Below are 20,005 nucleotides of genomic sequence, written 5' to 3'. Positions count from 1 at the left end.
ACCTTTGTGGCGTTAAAGTTGTATATTAAATATGTTGATTTAGGCCAATTAAAAAAGCCAGCTGTAAAATCAGCTAGCTTTAGCATTAATTATTATCAGCAGATGTAGGATTACTTACTGATATCTATTTGACGGCCAAGCTGAGGGACAACAATATCTTTACGTTCGCGTAGACCATCAATAATAATATCCATTACAAGTCCTTCCTCCTTAAGTACCTTGCCTTTGGAGAAAACGGTGTAACCATCACCGCCACTAGCAGCAAATGAGTATGTTGCTACACGGTACTTATCAGTGTCTTTAACTGCTTTACCGTTCACTTCCAGAGTAACTAGACGCTTATTTTCTGGCTTAGACATATCATACGTGGTTTTGATGCCTGAGAACTGGGCTAATCCATACGGTAGTGTGTAGCTGTATTCCAATAGTTCTTTTAGGTTCTCGCCAGTTAACTCTACAACGGTTAGCTTATCTGTGAATGGGAAAGCATTCATTGCTTGCTCAACCGTTATCGGCCCTTGATTAAAATCGACACGAATACTACCTGAACTTAGCATTGCAATATCAGCTTCGCCTGCTTCACGAATAATATCTGTTAGTAGGTTACCGATGCGAGATTCACGAACGTAGCGACGCGCTGCTGTGTCATCAAGCTCAGCAATGACTTCAGAAAGATCTGGGTTTGCATCACGAGCTTCATTTATCATTTCTTCTGCACGAGGGTGTGCTGGGATCTTATCTGCGTTGACAGTAATTAACTTTCCTTTTTCAAGTTTTACACCGCCATTCTCTGTATCCACTAACAGCTTCATGTGGCCTAGGTGCATCCCCTGACCAAATGTCATACCGATAATCGTACCAGTTTTAGGATGTACCACTGGTTCCCAAAGACCGTTATCTGAGTGACCGCCAATGATGATGTCAGCTCCGCGTAGCTTACCTGCCATTTCGTAGTCTTCTTCAATACCACGCTGAACTTCCTCGTCGACTTGTTTATCGCTCTGCATTGGTGCAGTCAGGTTCTGGTGAGTGAGGATAACAGTGAAGTCGACTTCATCTTTCAAAAAGTCAATATAGTGTTGAGTGACTTCGATAGGATCTCGAACTTCTAGGCCGCGACGGTTACCTTCCCACATTGTGTTGTAGTAAGCGTCAATACCCATTACACCAATGACACCCATTTTAATACCATCACGTTCGATGATCGTGTATGGCTGAGCGAGGGTAATATCTGTACCTTCATAAAAAATGTTTGCACATAGCACCGGATAGCTTGCACGAGGCATGACTTCACGAAGGCGTTCCCAACCGTATTCGAACTCATGGTTACCTAAGGTAATTACGTCGTAACCCATTACATCATATAAATCAAAAGCTAAGCGACCAAAGCTACGCTTTGTCAAAGAGCCAGTAAAGATGTCACCGGCATCTACTTGAAAGTATGTACTACCTTCAGCCGTCGCTTTATCACGCTCTTGCTCAATCAAAGTTGCAAGGTGAGCAATGCCACCGATACCTTCCATGCTTTCATCCCAAAACGCATCGATTGGTTGGTACACACTTTCAATATCGTTGGTATGTAGAAGAGTCACTTCCTTGATTTCTGCGAGGGTAGGGAAGCTGACGCTCAAGCCTAAGCCTAAAGCAGCCAAAGACTGAGTGATTTGTTTTAGGTTCATGGTAGTGCCTTGGTATAAGAGTACTAAAAATTAAGCGCGTTCTTGGTAAAGAGGGCAAATGCCTCATTTGCCGGCGAACGCTGCTAGTTTGGCTCAACAACTATGGTGGCGGGTCTGTTTATCGGAGACCAACCTTTGCCGTAATTGAATTTGGAGCGCAATTTACTCATCAAACAAACCTTAAGTTGTGACTAACATCACGTTAAAAGCGTTTGCGCAAACGATAAAATAAGAAAATACACTTTTTGTTGATGCTGTTATGGAACTAGTTGATTTAAACGTCTGCAAAAATAACCTCTGTGATAACTTTGGTATCACCAAAGCTAAAGAGTTTACCGGTCCCGTTTATCGACTAGGATTTCGAGCCTTTCATTGTAAGAAATGCGGATCTTATCCCCCGGTGCTAGATAGTGATGGCTTCACTAAGATATGGGCTAAAAGAGCAGAAACCCTTGGCAAATTAACAGCATCTATTTGCCCCAACTGTGCCAGTACAGCTCGGACCCACTTTGGTATTTCAGCCAATGGAAAAATACGTTTTAGGTGTAAAGACTGTTTAACAACTTATTCGCGTTGGACACCTAAGACGGAACTTAAATCAGTTTTAGCCAAACTTGAGCAAAGCCTTGAGAGCAGTAGTTGTTGGCTTCAATATCTGACGAAATCCCCACTCAAACGCAATCAACTCGATCGTCTGTTAACACAATTTAGCAACCTAAAGCAGCAAGAGCGCTATGACTTGAAATCTGCTCAGCGTGTGGCAACTTACGCTTGGGCTGTACCTTACAAAGGGAAGACTCAAGGGGCTCAAAATAAACTGTGGTTGCTTTGTAGCTGCGATGTGGATACAGGAAAAGTAATTCTACTGACTAGTACTTGGTGTCCGTTTTTGCTTCCATCGGACAGTCTTTATGACTATACACAGACTCCGTATGAGTCAGAAGATCATAATCTTACACTCAATTGTCAGGCGATGGAGCTTGCAGAGAAACGTAGCCAGGTATTTTGGGAACGGCCGCAGTTTGATCAGCTAAATTATGGCCCAAGCTCTTTGCAGGCGAAAGGAGAGTCTATATGTAAGCCGGTTTTAGCTGCACACGCTCATTGGCGCACCCTCAACACTCTTGGGCATGGTAAAAAGAAAGGCCATCACTATCTTTATCATGAAGTATTCCTACGAGGTGCTTGTATGACACACTTTGCGTATCAAGTAAAAGCCGGTGAGTGTGCGGTTTACTATGTCTCAGGAAGAAATGAGCATGAGACAGGACAGCTCATCGAAGCAAGAACCCTTGGCTGGTGGCAAAATCGCTGGTATCAATTTAGCAATGGTAATCATGAGTATGCAGTTTCTGCTTTGGTTCCTGATATCCCCCTTGCTGATATTGCGAAAGCAACACTCTCTCCTTGTCACCAATTCATTAATGAGCTGAATCGACAAGGTTGGATGGACACCTTTAAATATTCATCGCCATTAAGAGTAAATGCACTATTACAATGTTTAGCAACACAGTTTAACCAAACGCTTTAATGTAGAGACTATGATCTGCTCTTCAGACTATTCTTATAAAAAATGTAAGCCAAACAACGCTCTACTGTGACGAGAAATGAAGTTTTGCTAACGAACTTCGAAGCACGAATGAGTCAGACAGGTATGAGCCGTAGTTGCGAACTATAAATCACAAAGGTGCAGTGGTGACTATTAGCTCATTTATTGAGTGTTCGGTCGATGGTTTCATAAATGGTGAAGTGATTTTTGTCGATGTTTAACACTTAACTATATAAATCAAAACAGCAACCCAATAGCTTGGGTTGCTGTTTTTTGTTTTTTAAGACTAAGGGAATAACTCTTTCATTCCCTATGCTGTGGGCTCGACAATATACGAGATAATCTTGAACTGGTTATCACTCGAATCGACCACCCACCGTTCCTTAACGGTATTCTCGAACGTTTCCCCCTTTAAGGAGCGGGCCTTGAAATCCAGCATGAAGTCAACTTGATACATGTTGTCAGCCATCTCTGTATATTCGAAGCCATAAGGATGGTGATACAACGAGCCTGGCTCATATGTCGCCCTGTTTCCTGCCATCCATTCTTTAAACCCATCTATGCCATCAAAGATTTCTCCATGGAATGAAAAGTGGTATTGTTCGCTGAGGTACGGCAGAAAGTAACTGTCATCATCTAACCGATCAAAGGCTGTAAAGAGCTGTTTGATGATCGCTTCGAGTTCAGTATTGGCCATTACTTGTCGGCCTCTAACAACTCAACAATATCGGTATAGCCAAACTGCTCGGCCAATGCTTTTGGTGTTAACCCGTCAAAAGCAACAATGGTGGTATCTGCCCCAGCATCAATGAGAACTTTGGCTGCCTCGGTGTGCCCATGCCAAATTGCATCATGAAGTGGGGTATACCCGTTGTTCGGTCCCATAGCATCCAACACGTCTTCGAAGCCCTCATATTGAGATAGAAGTGTCAGCATATCGGCTCGGCCAAAATAAGCCGCTTTGTGCAACGGGATAGCTGCCATATAGTTACCCGGAATGGTTTGGTCTGCACCGGCTTCTAGCAAAGCCTTGGCAATGTCATAGTTACCGTTCCGAGCAGCGACGAGCAAAGCCGTATGGAAATCGCTACCTACTTTGAGGACAGGTGAAATTGCGTTTACCTCAGCCCCGCCTTTGATGAGTGCCTGAATGTTTGCCAGCTTCTCCTCATCGCTCGACTCTGTATCAAGTACCAGAGCTGTGAAGATGGCGCTTTCATCTTCAGCCAGGCTATTTAGGCGTGCCTCACGCGCATCAAAGAGCTCGTTAATCCGAGCAATATCGGCGATCGCAGCCTTATCGTCAGGATTAGGGCCAAAATCGTTAAAGTCTTTTGCCGACATGCCGAATGCCGCCACCAGAGATGTGTCTGTATCCGGCAGGCTCAGGAGGTATTCGACACCTTCGATATTGCGGTACCATACCGCCAGCATCAATGGTGATGCCCCAAGGCGTACCGACTGGAGATTGACGAATGCGCCATTTTCTACCAGCATCTGCAACATGAGTTGATTATGGGCTTGGGCGGCAAAATGAATGGGGGCATTACCCATTAATGGATCCAATGCATTTACATCGGCACCATCGGCAATTAATTTTTTGGCTTTTTCAATATCGCCTTCAACGACAGCTAGATGTAAAGGTGTCAGGTTGCGATAGACATCTTTTTCAACCACAGGCTGGTACAATGCGCCTGTTGGCGTATTTGTCTTTACTGTATTTGTTTCTGAAGATAATGCAGGAACAGATAGAGACAAAAAGCCGATAGCTAACGCTGATGCTAGAGTGCGTTTTACTAATTTCATTATTACTTCCTCGAACTGACACTGGCTAGTATATTTAAAATTTTCTTTGATTCGGTTTTAATGTCCTTATCTAAAAGGAAAGGATAAATATAATTAACTTCATATATCATTATGGAGCAATGAATGATAACCATATTGATATGATAAAAACACCTTGTCCAAATCACGGTTATATTTTTGCTCAAATATCACTGTGATGCCATTAACTAGATGTCAATCTAAACAAAACCACAGGTTAATAATGACTACTTTGTGGTTAACTGCTTGTTATTTTATATTTTTGTTGTGTTTTTTACGCATGGCTCAGATAATGGTAAATGAGAGGGGTAAGTCTTTAAGCTACTGAATGTTAATAATTCCATACAGATATATCAGTATTTCTTCTTCATCTTAAAGCGATAGATAAGTGGCTTGATAATATAAAATAGGCAATATTATTCATTGAATCTTTACCTCTTTTTACCGGCTTTATAGGGTTGGGTTGTTAATCTCGATGTAATAGACTTTAATTTCCAAAGAAAGCCGATAAAGCAATTATCAATGAACCAAAATGCCCAACAGCTTTTACAGGACCTCTGTAATGAGTACGACCATTTATCTCAAATATACCAAGCTCGACCGTTTCCTGAGTTTTCGGAAAGAAATGAAAATGAGTACGGCCACTGTTTAGTTCGTTGCCCTGTAGGTAGCCAAAGGTTCTCTATTGTCTCTGTCAATTTTTCTTCAACAGTGAGGGGACAGGGCGTGTTGACTGCTTTTATAGATTACATCCGGGAACACCCTTATCACTATAATGGCATTGAAGTCGCCACTATTGAAAACAAAGGGCTGGCCAAGCGGTTGCTCACATTTGGCTGGCGGTATAAATCCCGGTTCAGTAAATTTTTTTTGCAAAAACGCCAACACTTATCCAAGACTTTGAAAGTGAATGATGTTTAGCTGCAACTCAAGTGGATGCAGGAGCCATAAAGCTCCTGCTATTGTTTCACCAAGCTTATGTAAATGAAAAATTTTCATTTGCTTGAAAGCCTTACCTTCAAGTGAGGATTCAATTATAAAGTCAGGGCCACGGCGGCTTAAGCGGTACCAAATTTCATTAGGTAAGCCAGTGTGGATGATTGTCCTGTACCAAGGCTTTCAATCATTCTAATGCGGTGAGCACCCAATTGGCCCAGGTGTTATGATAACTCTACAAAAAGAACATAACTTTGGCGAAACAACCCTTGATTAGCGCAATTTTCCATCGTAGCCGGCACATTCTCTATTTCATCTGGCACCGTCTAAGAACCAGTGGTTTTCAGATGCTGACCAGCTTTCTCTTTGTGCGATGTGCACTGCTGACCTTGTTTGTCCCGCTGGATATATGGGTCACTTCTAAATTGATGTCCCTTCATGGGGTGAGTGCGATTGCCAATCAGGAGCTACTGGCTTTCTTTCTCTCGCCTGCAGGATTTCTGCTAAGCCTCTGGTTTATTACCCAGCTGAGCTTTGCTTTTTTTGTCGAACACTCAACTATTAGCATCTTGCTGGCTCAGCATGACTTGGGCAAACGCTCAATATTGGACACGTTCGGGTTGATCCTCCAGCGGAGCTTTCGGGTGGCTAAAGTGCTGCTCGCACAGTCATTAGGGATCAGTCTACTGCTTTCTACCTTGGTGTGGTGCGGGCGTTGGATCTACGGGCTTATGCTCAATGACTGGGATATCAACTATTATCTTAGCCACCAGATGAGCTCACTGTGGCTAGCGGTTGGTTTATTGGTTCTGGTCACCTTGCCGATAGTGTTGTTGGTGCTTCGCTATTGGGCGAGCTGGTGGCTCGCATTACCGCTCAGCCTGTTTCAAAACTGCTCCCAATGGAAGCTGTTCAAACAAGCCCAGCGCCTAAGCCAGGGGATTTACCTGCATATCTTACTGGGCCATATCGCATGGTTGCTTGGCCGGGTAGTGATCATTGCGATTATCGCCAAGGGCATTTTGTTTGTGCTTGAGCCAATTCTTCACTGGGCGACTTATGATCCTGAGCGCTATCCGTGGATTATGGTGGCAACGGTTATTCTGATTGGTGTTGGATTTCTACTGAGCTTTATCGACAGGTTTATCTACGCAAGCTGCCAATACTACGTATTACGGCTTCAGACCAAGCGCCTCAAGCTAGTCAATGAAGAAGAGCGCTTTGCCGGCCTAATGCAAAACACCCAGCGTCGTATTTTGCTGAGAAGTGTGATGGTGTTGCTGATAGTGTTTGCGTCGGTCAACGGCTATTCGGATGTACGTCATTTCGTTGGGCACTTACAAACCAATACCTCGGGCTATGTAACCGCTCACCGCGGTGGTGGTTTTGCACACCCGGAAAATAGCGAAGAAGGTATTCAGTATGCCATTTCACTGGGGATCCAAAGCACGGAAATCGATGTGCAGATCACCCAGGATGGGCAAGTAGTGGTGTTCCATGACCGTGATTTGGGCCGTATGCTGGGCTCTCACTTGGTGGTGGAAAACGCCAGCTATGCTGAGATTGTCGAGGCTTACGAACAACACAATAGTACACCTCCACCGTTGTTAACCAACTTATTGGATGAGTATGCTGATGACATTGAATTCAATATTGAATTGAAGCGTTATAACCGTAGTTTTGATCTTGCACTGGCAATGGCGGACCTGTTGCCGAAATACCAACAAGCCATGATTGTATCGAGCCTGGATACCGAATTACTGGCAAGGCTGATGAACAAGATGGAAGCTAAGCGGCCTGAGAATCTGCGCTATGCACTTATCTATGCGGCCAGTGTTGGCCAGTCGGCTCTAGAACGCGAAGTCGATATGCTGATGGTGAGCGACCAATGGCTTGATGCTTGGCGAATTATCGAAATTCAGCAGCGCGAGCAAGAAGTCTTGGCATGGACCATTAATAATGCGGCAGCCATGCAGCGCCTATTCCTGCTCGGTGTCGATGGTATTATTACCGATGAGCCCAAGCTGGCGTTGGAAACCAAAAAGGGTATTGAAGAGATGGATTTTTCAGAGCGGGCGCTTCGTACCTTGAGGCATTGGTTGCTTCTTTGATTGAGGGGCTTAGGCAATAGAGAGTTTTTGACCAAGACTGCTGCGTTAATAAAAAAAGGGGCGCAAACATATCAATGCCCCAACTGTTCAATGTAGTAACAGAAACTGATGTCTCAATGAGGCTAGAGCTTGCCTTGATAATTGCCTGACAATACGAGCTAGGTATTAAAAAAAGGGGAGTTAACCTCCCCAGACAGTCGCTTATCTAAAGTAGGTGATAAACACAATTAGCAATCATTGATTTGGATTTAACAATCAACTTTCGACACGGATAATGTTACGAAAAGGGTGGGTAGGCAAGAGCAGTAGCTTGGATTTGATATATCTTTTATGGGGTTTTATATTTTTATATACCCCATAAAAGCTTTAAAATTTAGTGTCTTAAGTTTAGTTTCTCACGAAAAATAAAGGTTTACTCTTCTAACGTAAATCCGATTTTTATAGTCACCTGCCAGTGGGCCACTTTCCCATCTTCAATATGGCCACGGGTTTCGACAACCTCGAACCAACGCATATTTTTAACGGTTTCATTTGCTCGGGCGATGGCATTGTTGATGGCATCTTCAATACCATCGGGGGATGATCCAACCAACTCCATTTTCTTGTAAGTGTGATGATTCGAGCCACTCATAATAGTCTCCTGATACTTATCCAGATTGGTATCAATGTGGATTAAGTGTAGTCGGTTTTATTGCTTACTCTTGTTCTACTTTTAAAGAGTTTGTATAGGAATGGTGTGGTGAGTTGGAAAAGAAAAAGGCCCCTTGTAGTGAGGCCTTTGCGTATTATCGAGCTATTGGAACTTACTCAGCTATTTATTTACTATTCTATCAGCTTGTGCGCTATCTGGCTCTGGCGCTCTTGCGGTTTAAACTGGTTAAACCTTGGCAAGAACTTGTCCCAGTCGATGACATGGCTGTTGATTTCCGGGCCATCGATACAGGCGTGTTTACGCACCAGTTTGCCGTCTTCCATCACCGGTACCATACAGGCACCGCACATGCCGGTGGCATCCACCATGATGGAGTTGAGGCTGGCCACACAAGGGACTTGGTAGCCCAGAGTCTGATCGCTGACTGCGCGCATCATCATAGGCGGACCGATGGTGATGACTTCTGCTATGGTTTGGTCAGAATCAGGATCATTGGCTTCCCTGTGCTGTACCAAGCGATCTTCCAGCGGGTTAGTCACGAAGCCTTCGATGCCGAGCGTACCGTCATTACTGGCGTAAACCACCTCCAGCAGTTCAGGGTAGGCTGCTCGAAGATTCTCGACTTTGTCGCCTTCTTTCGTCCAGAAGCTATGAGTTTTGCTTCTGAAACCGGAGATCAGGGTAACCTTATTACCGATTTCCAGGTGGGCGCGCATGATAGGGTGCACAGCAGGCAGACCCACACCACCAGCGGTAAAGATGACACTCTGGTTATCAGGGTGTTTCACTACATGGCTTGCTTGTCCCAATGGGCCGGCAATAGCCTCGAAGCAATCACCTTCTTGCATTTGGTTGATCAGCTTGGAGCTGGTACCCAGCCCTTGGATCACCAGTTCGATAGTGCCGGCTTCGGCGTCCCAATCGGCCAGAGTTAACGGGATCAATTCACCTTTTTCATCTGCTAGTACCCTGACAAACTGGCCAGCCTTGGCTGAGCGGGCAATCAGTGGAGAGGTAATGGTGAATTCGACAATTTCCTCGGTTAATTGACGACGTTTGACGATTTTAGCTGGCGTTTGGCCTAGTCCTGTATAGTGACAAGCTTGTGCGACGAGTCCTTCGACTTCCTTGGCGTTGAAATCGACTTGCCCCATGATCTCCCTAGCCGCTGCCTGACCATCACCCGCTGCCTTGATAGCCGTAGAGCCACCACGGGTAGCATCACCGCCACTGTATACGCCGCTGAGCGAAGTCTCTTGCGAGCCTTTATTGAGCAGAAGCGTACCCCACTTGGAGGTGTTCAAGTCAGGGTTGGCGTCTTTGACAATCGGGTTAGAACTGTTACCCAAGGCCATAATGGCAAAGTCGACCTTCATCAGCTCAAACTCACCGGTAGACTGTGGACGTCTACGGCCGGATGCATCAGGCTCACCCAGCGCCATTACATCTAGCTTGGCACTGGCCAGAACATGGTTTTTGTCACCGTTGAACTCGCAAGGCGAGCGGAGCTCCTTAAGCTGGATCCCTTCTTCGAGTGCATGGTGAAGCTCTTCGACACGGGCTGGCATTTCCTGCTGGGTACGGCGGTAGACGATAGTGACGTTGGCACCCAAACGGCAGGCCGTTCTGGCAGCATCCATCGCAGTGTTACCACCACCGATGATCATCACTTCCTTGCCTTCCATATCCGGCATTGGCGTTTCGTAGTCAGGCTCATTGGCGTGCATCAGATTGACACGGGTCAGGAATTCATTGGCCGACATGATGTTCAGCAAATGCTCACCCGGAACATTCATAAAGCGCGGTAAGCCCGCACCAGTACCGACAAAAATGCGCGTGAAGCCAGCGCGCTTGAGGTCTTCAAGCGTTGCCGTTTTACCTACGATGTAGTTGGTGACAAAGCGGCCGCCGAGCGCTTTGATTTTTTCGACCACATCGTCTACCAACTGGTTAGGCAAACGGAACTCAGGGATACCGTATCTCAGTACCCCGCCCAAGACATGGAATGCCTCGAACACTGTGACCGGATAGCCTTCTTTGGCAAGCAAGTATGCATTGATCAGCCCTGAAGGCCCAGAGCCGACAATCGCAACCGGTGGCTTGGTCGCCGCAACCCAAGGGTTGATGTCCGCTGGTTTTGGTGGCTCACCGTTGGAAAGTTCACGTTCACGCTGAGGTAGGAACCACTCCAACTGGCCGATTTCTATTGGCCTGTCGTTGTGGGTACACACGCCCTGGCATTGCAGCTCTTGTGGACAAACCCGGCCGGTAACATTCGGCAGTGGGTTGGCATCGCGGATCAGCTCGAAAGCGTCTCTAAAGCGGCCTTCACCCATCAGGTTGAGTACTTGTGGAATGTGGATCTTGACCGGGCAGCCGCCGTCGTTTTCTTCAGCGGGGTTGCCGTCGCGATCACATTTAGGCACACCGATTTCACACGGGCGATCTTCACACTGCTTGTCGCGGATCACTTCAAGCCAGACGAACAACTCAACTTCACGCAAGCTGTAGCCCAGCCCCATGTAACCGAGATAGCCTTGGCTCACCAAGTCAAAGTCTCTACGGCGCTCTTCGGCAGGGCGCACGTAAGGCGGTATGTTGTTGCTACCGGGCCATCCGACAGATAGCCCTTTGAACATAGGGTAACGTTCAGACATATGGGTATCCAGCGCCTGCACAAAAGCACGCTTTTGCTTGAGCGGAATACGCCATAAGTAACGCTGCAGGGCGACACTAAGATCGTTGTCAGCGAGCAATAGCTGCCATAGCTTTTCGGTAAACTCAGCAGACAGCTTGCCTTGCTTGAGGGTGTCGCGGATAAGCTGCATGCTCTCCTCGATCACCATCTGCTGGAAGCGCTGTGGGTTTTGCTCCATGCGCTTTAGCATCAGCTCCCGTTGAGCTTGCGAGATTGGACGGGAAATTACATCACTCATGACTACACCTCCACCGATGCAGGCGCGTTGAAGTGGATGATTTCTGCATCACACTCATCGGCAATGCGCGAGGCACGCTTGATCAGCTCGTCGCTGAGCTCGACAGTATCCAGTGCGTTAGGGATCACCTGGCTAATGACCTTGGCTTCACCGTTTTCAACAATGGTGGTTTTCTCGAACAGCTCACTCAATTGCTGGTAGCAGGTTTTGCAGTCTGTACACTGGCCTTTTTCGTCCTCGTTGATAGCGACGAGCGGCAAGTCCCCTGGGTTGCTAGTAGAAGCCTGTGGTGCAGTTGAACTGCTATCTATCTGGGTGACCGGGATGCTATTGGCCACATTGGGCGAAGCAGCCATAGCCAGCTCAGCCAAGCCATTGGCAATGGTTTCGATAGTTTGTTCGTTGCTGTCCATCGCGGTGTGGTAACGCTGTTTCCACTCATCGATCTGGCGCTGGTACTGCTGGTCGATGTTGGTGATGTGCTGGCCGCTCAAGTGCTGCAGCATATGCCAGTTGCGTAACCGCTCTTCGGTCAGCGCGACAATCGAACTGGAGACACTTAGCCTGATTAGGTGCTGCTGTTTATCAGTTGCCCAAATGAACGGTACCTTGCCATTACGTTCTTCGGCACTCATTGCCACAAACTCAGCTATCTCAACCGCGTGCTGCTCGTCAGATACAGGGTTGAAGTGTTTCTTGAAGCGTCCTTCATAGAGTGAGAAATCAGCCGGCGTAAACGGCACTTGTTTCAACTGGGTCATACCGTCGCTGTCGATGTAGCTAATGGTATGGGTTGCCCAGTCATGCTGCAGCTCAGGGTTGCCTTCGATAGAGAAGCGCTCAGATAGTGTCTCGCCCTTGCGTGGGTCGTGGACAAACACTGGACTCATGCGGCTTTCGACTGCCAGGCGTGAGTGGCGGGTGCTGGCATCATCGGCAATACCGTGCTCACCCATACATGGGGTGTAAACATCAAACAGCGCTGGGGCGTCTTGGTAGTTGAGGTACTCCATCAAATTCGCCATGAAGTGACCCTGCAGGGCAGTAGAGGTTTGTACCACCATCACTTTCGGATGGAAGGTCGCGATGATGCCTAGCTCTTTGCGTGATTCCTGCTTACCGCTGTGGGCACTGCCGAAGCGGCTGAGGTCGGAGTCTTGCGCGGTAAAGCTGGCAGTTGATGCCTGGCCACCGGTGTTGGAGTAGCTACCGGTATTGAGCACGAAGACCTTAATAGGCGTGCTGGTTGATAGCAAGCGGGACAGGGCACCAAAGCCGATGTCATAGGTCGCGCCGTCACCGCCGATACTGAATACAGTCGGTAATAGGCCGAGCTCTTGATCTGACAAGTGGCTCCATTCCAGGTAGCGAAGCTGGCGGTCATGGACTTCGGTATCGTACATATCTTCAAGCTCTAGCTTGGCGGTACGAAGTGCCTTGAACTGCTCTAGCTGGTTAGCCGCTTCCCCTTCAAACAAGCCTTTGGCAACCGCTGGGGTATCTTGGAACAAGCTGTTCACCCATGGGTCATTGTATGGGTTAGCCGGGAAGGTCGAAGCGTAAACACTACTACAGCCTGTGGCGTTGGCGATCAGCGCATCGGATGGCCCATTGCCGGTTGGTCCGTATTCGAAGTGGTACAGGCGTTTTTCCAATACTTTGATAGTACGGGCAATACGCTCAGAACGAGCTTGCTCTGCATCGATAGCCGCCAATGATTGGTGCTTGTCTTCCAGCTTCTCAATCATGTTTTCAAGGCTGGCGATGTGTGACTGGTAGCGTTGCTGCTGCAAGGCACGGTTGATAGAGGTAACCAGGCGCAACGCGGTGACCTCGCCACAACCACGGCACGCACCGTGGCCGGAGCTCATGGCGTAGTAGTTGCTGCGGTCAAGCAATAGGCGCTTGGACTCAGTGGCATCGGTGACGCCTTGTTGCAGGAAGCGGGCAGGGGTATTTGGCATTTCTGCCAAGGTATGGAACAGCTCGTGCATCTGCTGGTTCATTTCTGTGGTCTGGCGGACTTTCTGCAGCGCGTTCGGGCCACATACATCCACACATTCCATACAGCCACTACACTTGCTCGGGTCGATAGCCACCGAGAACAAGCCACCGCTGCCCGGAACCGCTTTTTCCATCGCATCGAAGAAAGGTTTGGTACGGCTGACTGGCAGTGATTCCAGCGCGACGCAAATCCCAGCAATCTGCTGGCTCACACCGGGTTCGTCGAATGACATGGTATCGACCACTTTGGCGACCACTTGGTGCAGCGGCAGTGATTCGTTCTTCGGCGCGGTGCGGTAGTACTGGCGGACCGCATCCAAAATCGGCGGCATTTTCGCCTTCAGGCCATCACGCTGTGCAGGCGGGATGTTGAGTTTGTCGATCGCCACATACAGGATATCGTGTAGTTCGTGGACGGCATTTGGGATCGCACCGTCAGGACAGGCAATGGTACATTCCATACAGCCAGTACACTTATCTGCGTCGAACTTAGGCGCATTGAGCCTGAACAGGCCTTTATCTTTAGTGATAGCGCTCGCTGGTGGCATGAACATGCCCGAGCCTGGAATGACCGGCGCCTCGCCAATCGAGCCATCGGCGTAATGCTTACCGGCAATATTGCTGAAGTAGGAAGGGTCGAACAGGCCACAGCTGGCTTGTTTTTGCTTCGGTGCTTCTGTGGTTATTGTTGTAGTTGCTTCAATATCGGCATCGCTGAAATCGGTGTAACAAACCTGCTTGGTCGCGTGGATCCCTTCACGGATCACCGCCATGTTACTGGCAACTACTTTCTCGCCTTTGGCGCCGAACTTCTTGGCAATCTGCTGGGTGATGCGTTCAAGCATCAAGGCTTCGTCAGCCCCTTGGGTGACTTGAGTCGCATGGCCGCAGAGTGCGCCGATAAAGGCGATACCCATCATCCTGATTTCAAGATCCGCAGATGGCGCTTGCTCACGAGCGACCTTGAAGGCATCGACAATGTAGAAGTTGATGTTGTTTTCACGAATATACTGGCGGGCGCTGGCTGGAATTTCCTGCCATACCTGCTCAGGCTCGTGGTGGGTTTGCAGGATGAATGTTCCGTTAGGTGTCAAACCTGCCAGTGGGTTGGTGTGCATGAACACCTTGTGGTCTGGCGACAGGACGATTTCAACTTGCTGTAGTTCGGCGTTGGTGATCTTAATTGGTTCTGGCGACAGAGTAATAAAGAAGTTGGTCGGTGCCCCACTTTTCTCCGAGCCGTATTTAGGCATGGATTTCGAGTGCAGCCCCAATGCGCCGGACAAGATATCAGTCAGCAGTTTCCCGGTGGCAATAGTCCCGTAACCACCTACCGAGTGGAAACGAACCCGCAGTGCAGATTCTGGCAGCAGGTTAGGGTTTTCGCCGGTTTCCAGTGCCATTAGCTCGGTATCTGGGTAGGCGGCACGCAGGCGGTCTTGGATTTCTTTCAGCTCACCTGTGGCTTTAGCATCAAAGAACTGGCTGCCGAGGTAGAAGAACGGCTTGGTATTTTCCTCGCGCATATTATCAAATGCGGCAATCAGATGTTTAGGCTGGAGATCATGGCCGCCAAGCCCGAAAATACCGGTGCTGATGGTTGGGATATGCTGTAGGGCTGGGATCCCCTTGTGCCTTGGGCTATGAACGTTTTCTTGTGCCTTGAACAAGGCGCGCGAGATACGGGCCGTCAAGCGGGTTTCATCACAGCGCTCAAGCACGGTCACTGCCATTTTACCGGCAAGCTTCTCGACGATTTGCGCTTCAGGGAATGGATGAAGCTGCTTGATAGAAATGACACCGACTTTTTGGCCCTGTTTGCGCAGGTGGGTGGCAACGGCTTCAGCATCATCAGTGACTGAGCCCAGGCCAACGATGACATAGTTGGCATCGTCGCACATGAAGTCCATAACAGGTTCGTAGAAGCGACCAGTCAGTTCGCCGTATTCCTTCATGGCTTGCTCGATAAACATCGGCACGTCATTCTGGAAGTGGCTGCGATGGTCGACAATACCTGCCTGGTAATCTGGCTGATTCTGCACCCCGCCGGTCAAGCCTGGATTATGGGTATCCATTAGGGCTGGTACGCGCTGACGGGTATCTTTCTCGTAAGCGTTGAGCCATGCACGCTGCCATTTCTTTTGCAGGCCATCAGGCAAGAAGGCTTTTGTTGATTCAATGAATTGGCCTTCGCTGTCTTTCTCAATCGCTTCGCTGTTGCTGGCAATATAGCCTTTCAGATCGTTCAGCTTTTCAGGCCAGAACTGGTCTTGGAATTTATCGATGAATTGGTTGAGTTGCCAAACACGCCCTTTGGCACCGTAAAGCATTCGCTGGGCTTCTGTTGGTGCAGGAATGCGATCAGTTGGGTCGCCGAGGTACTGTTTCAGTAATTCAGGCTCTGGCAACTTCACTTCACTCTGGATGTGGCTGGTGGCAAAGCCGTCCATGGTATTGGCTACCGGGATCAGCGATTGCGCACTGACACGGTATGAAATCGCCGCAAGGTCTGCCGCTTCCTGTGCGTTGCTGGCAAATAGGGTGGTGTAGCCGGCAGAAAGCAAGGCGTACACATCATCATGCCCGGCCATGACATTCAGTGAATGGCGCGAGACAGAGCGAGCCGCTACGTGAAGGACGAAGCCTGCGGCTTTCTTACCTACGGTAACGTAATGTGATTCCAAGCCATACAAGATCCCCTGGCTTGAGGAGGCATTTGAGATATATTTCCCGCCGGTCAGAGCCGCGCCGAGTGCACCACTTTGTGCTGAGTGTTCACCTTCGGGTTCGAAGAAGAAGGGGTGCTGTCCCCATACATTGCAACCACCTTGCGCCCTGAATGCTTCGTATAATTCTGAGATTTCAGTCGAGGGGGTAATGGGGTATCCAATGACACCGCCACAAACGTAATCCATGACATGCGCGACGGCACCATTTCCATGTATTACGGTTGATTGGCCTGGGTAAGTTGGTGTGCCCTGGGACGTATTGCTCCTTTGTGTCAGTGTAGACATACGACATAGCTCCTTGGTATGTGATTATTATTCGGTCGACTTCCTAAGGGTCGATTCTTTTTACTTCCTCACCAAAATACTTCCCGGCTTATGCGCCGTTTTTTGCACCTTATCAACCAGAGCATTTTGGTGAAAAATCACATACAACAAGTGATAGCTCTTGATTTGACCAACTGATGCTTATAACAACAGATGCTACACTAGTTGCATTTGCAGCATTGCTCAGACGGTCACAAATTAAGCACAAAAACCATGGTTTTTATAAGTGTTTATGCTAAGTGAGAATCGATAACAAAATAGGCTAACCGTTAGTGGCAAAAGCTTGATAACCTAGCCGCTTTCTATGTTTAGGTGTGGCGGTTTCTCTTTGTTTTCTCAACACAAATATACCTTGGCTGGATGCGTCGCTATCCTGCTGTGGAGCACTATTGTTGCCTTTATCCGAAACGTTGCTGAGCAACTGGGCCCGGTAGGCGGCGCGGCAATGATTTATACCCTGAGCTCGGTGTTGCTGGTGGTGGTTGTCGGAGCGCCTAGGCTCAGCCGTTTTTCTCCTCGCTATTTGCTCATCGGCGGTGGGCTGTTCGTCAGTTACGAGATGTGTTTGGCTTTGGCGTTGGGTATGGCTAACGACAGGGTGCAGACCGTTGAAATGAGCGTCATCAATTACCTTTGGCCTGCGTTGACTGTCATGCTAGCGGTGATAGTGAGCCGGCAAAAAGTGAGCAAGCTTTTATATCCCGCCATGGCGATGGCTTTTTTGGGCGTGGCATGGACGGTGAGCGGTGAACAGGGTTTGTCACTAACCCGATTGGCTGCCAATGTGGCGACCAACCCGGTCAGTTATACCTTGGCATTCAGCGGCGCTTTTATTTGGGCTATCTACTGCAATATCACCAAACGCTTGGCTAACGGCCAGAATGCGATTGCCTGGTTTTTCATTGCAACGGCAATAGCCCTATGGGTGAAATACTGTCTCACCGATCAGCCGCCGATGGTTTGGAGCAGTGAAGCCGTGTTGAACTTGGCGCTGGCGGCCATTGCAATGGCGGGTGGCTACGGGTTGTGGAACATCGCCATTATTGGCGGCAACATGGTATTGCTCGCAACGCTGTCTTATTTCACGCCAATTCTGTCTGCTTTTTTCTCTGCCCTGATTTTCGGCATCAGCTTAGGGGCGACGTTCTGGCAAGGTGTGGTGATGGTAACGCTGGCTTCGTTAAGTTGCTGGTATCTGACCCGGAAGAAGACTTAACAGAAAATCGTAAACGAATTTAAAAAGCGTCGGCCATGAGGTCGGCGCTTTTTTGTTGTCATCATAAAATTATCAAATTGTGGGAATGAAGGGTTTCTATATCATATTAATTATCACATTATGAGAATCTTGGTTGAATCGTAGTGGGTGATCCACGTTAATAGAGGGGTCGGCGCGATAGGAGCTACTGAACGTGTCGCCTAACCAGATAAAACCGACAGGAAATGCTTTGAAATCAGATAAATATAAATTGAATGCCAATGAAAAGATGCTGCAGGTACTGATGCATATTGCGTCAGCTAATGAACCTGTTACAGCACAGGCATTAAGTGAACAGACAGGCATGCCGCAAAGTAGTGTTTATCGCTATTTGGTAATCCTCAAGAACTGGAACTTGATTGAGGAAAGCCCGAGGCAAAGCTGTTACAGCATAGGTCCGGCGGCACTACAGCTACTGCGTAATTTCCAGCAGTTTTCACCGCTTTCAAGTGGAGTGCACCAGGTTCTCAAACGGGTTCAGCAGCAAACTGGTGAAATGGCCGCCTACTTGGTACCGGTCGGCTTTCGCGCCCTTTGTACTGCCCGGGTGGACAGTCCTCATGCATTACGTTGTGCGTATGAGGAAGGCCAGAGCCAGCCGTTGATCCGCGGTGCATCGGCCAAGGTGATTCTGGCCCATCTTCCCGAGCAGAGAATCATGGCCACTCTGCACCATTTCGGGATCAGTGACCCTGATGATATTAGCCACTGGTTACAAGATTTGGCGCAGATAAAGAAAGACGGGTATGCCATCAGTACCTCGGAGTATGACGTTGGCGTCTCAGGGGTCAGTGCCCCGGTATTCACCGGCAACAAAATTGTAGGAGCGGTGAGTGTGATGGCACCGCAAGAACGGGTTCAGAAAAGTAAGAACGCGATTATTTTTTCAGTCCTTCAGGCGGCGAGGGTATTGCCACCGGACTTGTAATTTCCCATAAGGAGCAATCATGCTGGATGTAAAACGTTGGTTTCCATTTTCCTTCCTAGGTCACCCCGTCAATACGCATCCTAGAGCCATGATTGAGCCTTATGCTGAACAGCGCAAAGCCGGGGCCGTGATCCTCGGGCTGGCCAGTGACTTGAGCTTAAGCGACTACGATATCTACACCGGTGCCAAAGAAGGGCCGGATGCCATTAGGCAGATGTTAACGAGAACCCCATACTCAGGCGCTTTACCTATTTATGATGCGGGAGTTATCGAGGCGCAAAGCTATTTCGGCGTGAAGGAAGATGAGTTCGATACTATGCGGTCAGCTCAATACGCCAAGCTGTGCAGCATGCTCAAGCTCGGCCATTTGCCAGTGATGCTAGGTGGTGGTCATGAGGTTGCTATCGGGAGTTATCAGGCACTGTCAGATACCGTTAATCAAGCGGGTAACGACAGCTCAGGTGAAGAAAGTCATATCCTCCCTTTTCTGGAAGGAAACCGGATTGGGATTATCAATATCGATGCGAACTTCCAGTTAAGGCGTTCCTTAGCAGTTAAGGCAGGCTCTGCATTCCATAGCGTCGCGTCATTTTGCCATGCCAACAACCGAACTTTCCGCTATCTGGGGTTGGGTATGTGCGATCACATCAATTCGCAGGCAACCTTGGCTTACGCCAGTGAGTTGGGAGCACAATGGCTGCTCGATAGTGAAATGAAGATGAAAAACCGCAAGCGGATCCAGGCGGTGGTGGCCAAGTATCTTGAGCAAGTTGACCATATCCACCTGAGTATCGACTTATCGGTGTTCTCTTCGGCAATTGCTGGGGGAGTGAACTTATCGCGGGTATTTGGTGTCAATTTAGCGGTGGTTGAGATGGTGATCAGCCAAGCAATGGCCAGCAACAAAGTGAGGCTGGTGGATATTGCGGGTCTGAATCCTGAGTATGACTACCAGAATCAAACGGCGAGATTGGCTGTTTCGCTACTACATCATGTACTTAAGGCCCGATGAACATTATGGCTTAGGCTCGAATATTGTCACAAAGCATTAAAACGTGGCTTCCAGTGTTGGAAGCCA

11 protein-coding genes and 2 pseudogenes are annotated in these 20,005 nt (G+C 48.3%); 6 read left to right on the top strand and 7 right to left on the bottom strand.

The window, feature by feature from the left end; all coding sequences use genetic code 11:
• Window positions 1-110 precede the first annotated feature (110 nt).
• On the bottom strand, window positions 111-1,679 hold the full coding sequence (locus ACXAD4_RS12365) for a bifunctional metallophosphatase/5'-nucleotidase (protein ID WP_475241727.1): 1,569 nt from the start codon (window positions 1,677-1,679) through the stop codon (window positions 111-113).
• A gap of 259 nt (window positions 1,680-1,938) precedes the next feature.
• Here ACXAD4_RS12365 and ACXAD4_RS12360 point away from each other — a divergent pair, with 259 nt between their 5' ends.
• Window positions 1,939-3,210, top strand: coding sequence for a transposase-like zinc-binding domain-containing protein (locus ACXAD4_RS12360; RefSeq protein WP_475241725.1), 1,272 nt, complete (start codon window positions 1,939-1,941; stop codon window positions 3,208-3,210).
• 328 nt (window positions 3,211-3,538) lie between these two features.
• On the opposite strand, the gene ACXAD4_RS12355 is transcribed toward ACXAD4_RS12360, so the two are convergent.
• Window positions 3,539-3,925, bottom strand: coding sequence for a hypothetical protein (locus ACXAD4_RS12355; RefSeq protein ID WP_475241723.1), 387 nt, complete (start codon window positions 3,923-3,925; stop codon window positions 3,539-3,541).
• Entirely contained in the window at window positions 3,925-5,034 is a 1,110-nt protein-coding gene (locus tag ACXAD4_RS12350) for an ankyrin repeat domain-containing protein (RefSeq protein WP_475241721.1), read from the bottom strand. Before ACXAD4_RS12350 ends, ACXAD4_RS12355 begins: the two co-directional genes overlap by 1 nt.
• A 540-nt stretch (window positions 5,035-5,574) precedes the next feature.
• On the opposite strand from ACXAD4_RS12350, the pseudogene ACXAD4_RS12345 reads away from it, so the two are divergent.
• Window positions 5,575-5,966 (top strand): annotated as a pseudogene (locus tag ACXAD4_RS12345) (hypothetical protein).
• Between the two features lie 49 nt (window positions 5,967-6,015).
• Here the strand turns inward: ACXAD4_RS12345 and ACXAD4_RS12340 are convergent.
• Window positions 6,016-6,138 (bottom strand): annotated as a pseudogene (locus tag ACXAD4_RS12340) (DUF1349 domain-containing protein); the annotation flags it as partial.
• Window positions 6,139-6,335: 197 nt separating this feature from the next.
• On the opposite strand from ACXAD4_RS12340, the gene ACXAD4_RS12335 reads away from it, so the two are divergent.
• On the top strand, window positions 6,336-8,099 hold the full coding sequence (locus ACXAD4_RS12335) for a glycerophosphodiester phosphodiesterase family protein (RefSeq protein ID WP_475241719.1): 1,764 nt from the start codon (window positions 6,336-6,338) through the stop codon (window positions 8,097-8,099).
• A 412-nt stretch (window positions 8,100-8,511) separates the two neighbouring features.
• Here ACXAD4_RS12335 and ACXAD4_RS12330 read toward each other — a convergent pair whose 3' ends face one another.
• From ACXAD4_RS12330 to ACXAD4_RS12320, 3 genes are all read right to left on the bottom strand, one after another.
• Window positions 8,512-8,730: a dodecin gene (locus ACXAD4_RS12330; protein WP_475241717.1), complete on the bottom strand. Its 219-nt coding sequence runs from the start codon at window positions 8,728-8,730 to the stop codon at window positions 8,512-8,514.
• Window positions 8,731-8,921: 191 nt separating this feature from the next.
• A complete protein-coding gene (locus ACXAD4_RS12325; protein ID WP_475241715.1) occupies window positions 8,922-11,687 on the bottom strand; it encodes a sulfide/dihydroorotate dehydrogenase-like FAD/NAD-binding protein in 2,766 nt (921 codons plus the stop codon).
• Between the two features lie 2 nt (window positions 11,688-11,689).
• Window positions 11,690-16,705: a 2-oxoacid:acceptor oxidoreductase family protein gene (locus ACXAD4_RS12320; protein WP_475241713.1), complete on the bottom strand. Its 5,016-nt coding sequence runs from the start codon at window positions 16,703-16,705 to the stop codon at window positions 11,690-11,692.
• Window positions 16,706-17,072: 367 nt separating this feature from the next.
• On the opposite strand from ACXAD4_RS12320, the gene yddG reads away from it, so the two are divergent.
• The 3 genes from yddG to ACXAD4_RS12305 all read left to right on the top strand — a co-directional run bounded on the left by yddG (window position 17,073) and on the right by ACXAD4_RS12305 (window position 19,939).
• Window positions 17,073-17,960, top strand: coding sequence for an aromatic amino acid DMT transporter YddG (yddG, locus tag ACXAD4_RS12315; protein WP_475241711.1), 888 nt, complete (start codon window positions 17,073-17,075; stop codon window positions 17,958-17,960).
• Between the two features lie 268 nt (window positions 17,961-18,228).
• The gene (locus ACXAD4_RS12310; protein ID WP_317522255.1) at window positions 18,229-18,927 is read left to right on the top strand and encodes an IclR family transcriptional regulator domain-containing protein; all 699 of its coding nucleotides are present in this window, start codon (window positions 18,229-18,231) and stop codon (window positions 18,925-18,927) included.
• 19 nt (window positions 18,928-18,946) lie between these two features.
• Entirely contained in the window at window positions 18,947-19,939 is a 993-nt protein-coding gene (locus tag ACXAD4_RS12305; RefSeq protein WP_475241710.1) for an arginase family protein, read from the top strand.
• Window positions 19,940-20,005: the final 66 nt, after the last annotated feature.

Source organism: Photobacterium sp. AWH4_225 (assembly GCF_056158405.1).
The sequence above is the reverse complement of the archived record's forward strand: the minus strand, read 5'-3'. Positions and strand labels throughout refer to the sequence as shown.

Bases quoted from the DNA above. Each gene is read 5' to 3' on its own strand.
- ACXAD4_RS12365 (WP_475241727.1), bottom strand. From the start codon at position 1,679: ATGAACCTAAAACAAATCACTCAGTCTTTGGCTGCTTTAGGCTTAGGC.
- ACXAD4_RS12360 (WP_475241725.1), top strand. From the start codon at position 1,939: ATGGAACTAGTTGATTTAAACGTCTGCAAAAATAACCTCTGTGATAAC.
- ACXAD4_RS12355 (WP_475241723.1), bottom strand. From the start codon at position 3,925: ATGGCCAATACTGAACTCGAAGCGATCATCAAACAGCTCTTTACAGCC.
- ACXAD4_RS12350 (WP_475241721.1), bottom strand. From the start codon at position 5,034: ATGAAATTAGTAAAACGCACTCTAGCATCAGCGTTAGCTATCGGCTTT.
- ACXAD4_RS12335 (WP_475241719.1), top strand. From the start codon at position 6,336: ATGCTGACCAGCTTTCTCTTTGTGCGATGTGCACTGCTGACCTTGTTT.
- ACXAD4_RS12330 (WP_475241717.1), bottom strand. From the start codon at position 8,730: ATGAGTGGCTCGAATCATCACACTTACAAGAAAATGGAGTTGGTTGGA.
- ACXAD4_RS12325 (WP_475241715.1), bottom strand. From the start codon at position 11,687: ATGAGTGATGTAATTTCCCGTCCAATCTCGCAAGCTCAACGGGAGCTG.
- ACXAD4_RS12320 (WP_475241713.1), bottom strand. From the start codon at position 16,705: ATGTCTACACTGACACAAAGGAGCAATACGTCCCAGGGCACACCAACT.
- ACXAD4_RS12310 (WP_317522255.1), top strand. From the start codon at position 18,229: ATGCTGCAGGTACTGATGCATATTGCGTCAGCTAATGAACCTGTTACA.
- ACXAD4_RS12305 (WP_475241710.1), top strand. From the start codon at position 18,947: ATGCTGGATGTAAAACGTTGGTTTCCATTTTCCTTCCTAGGTCACCCC.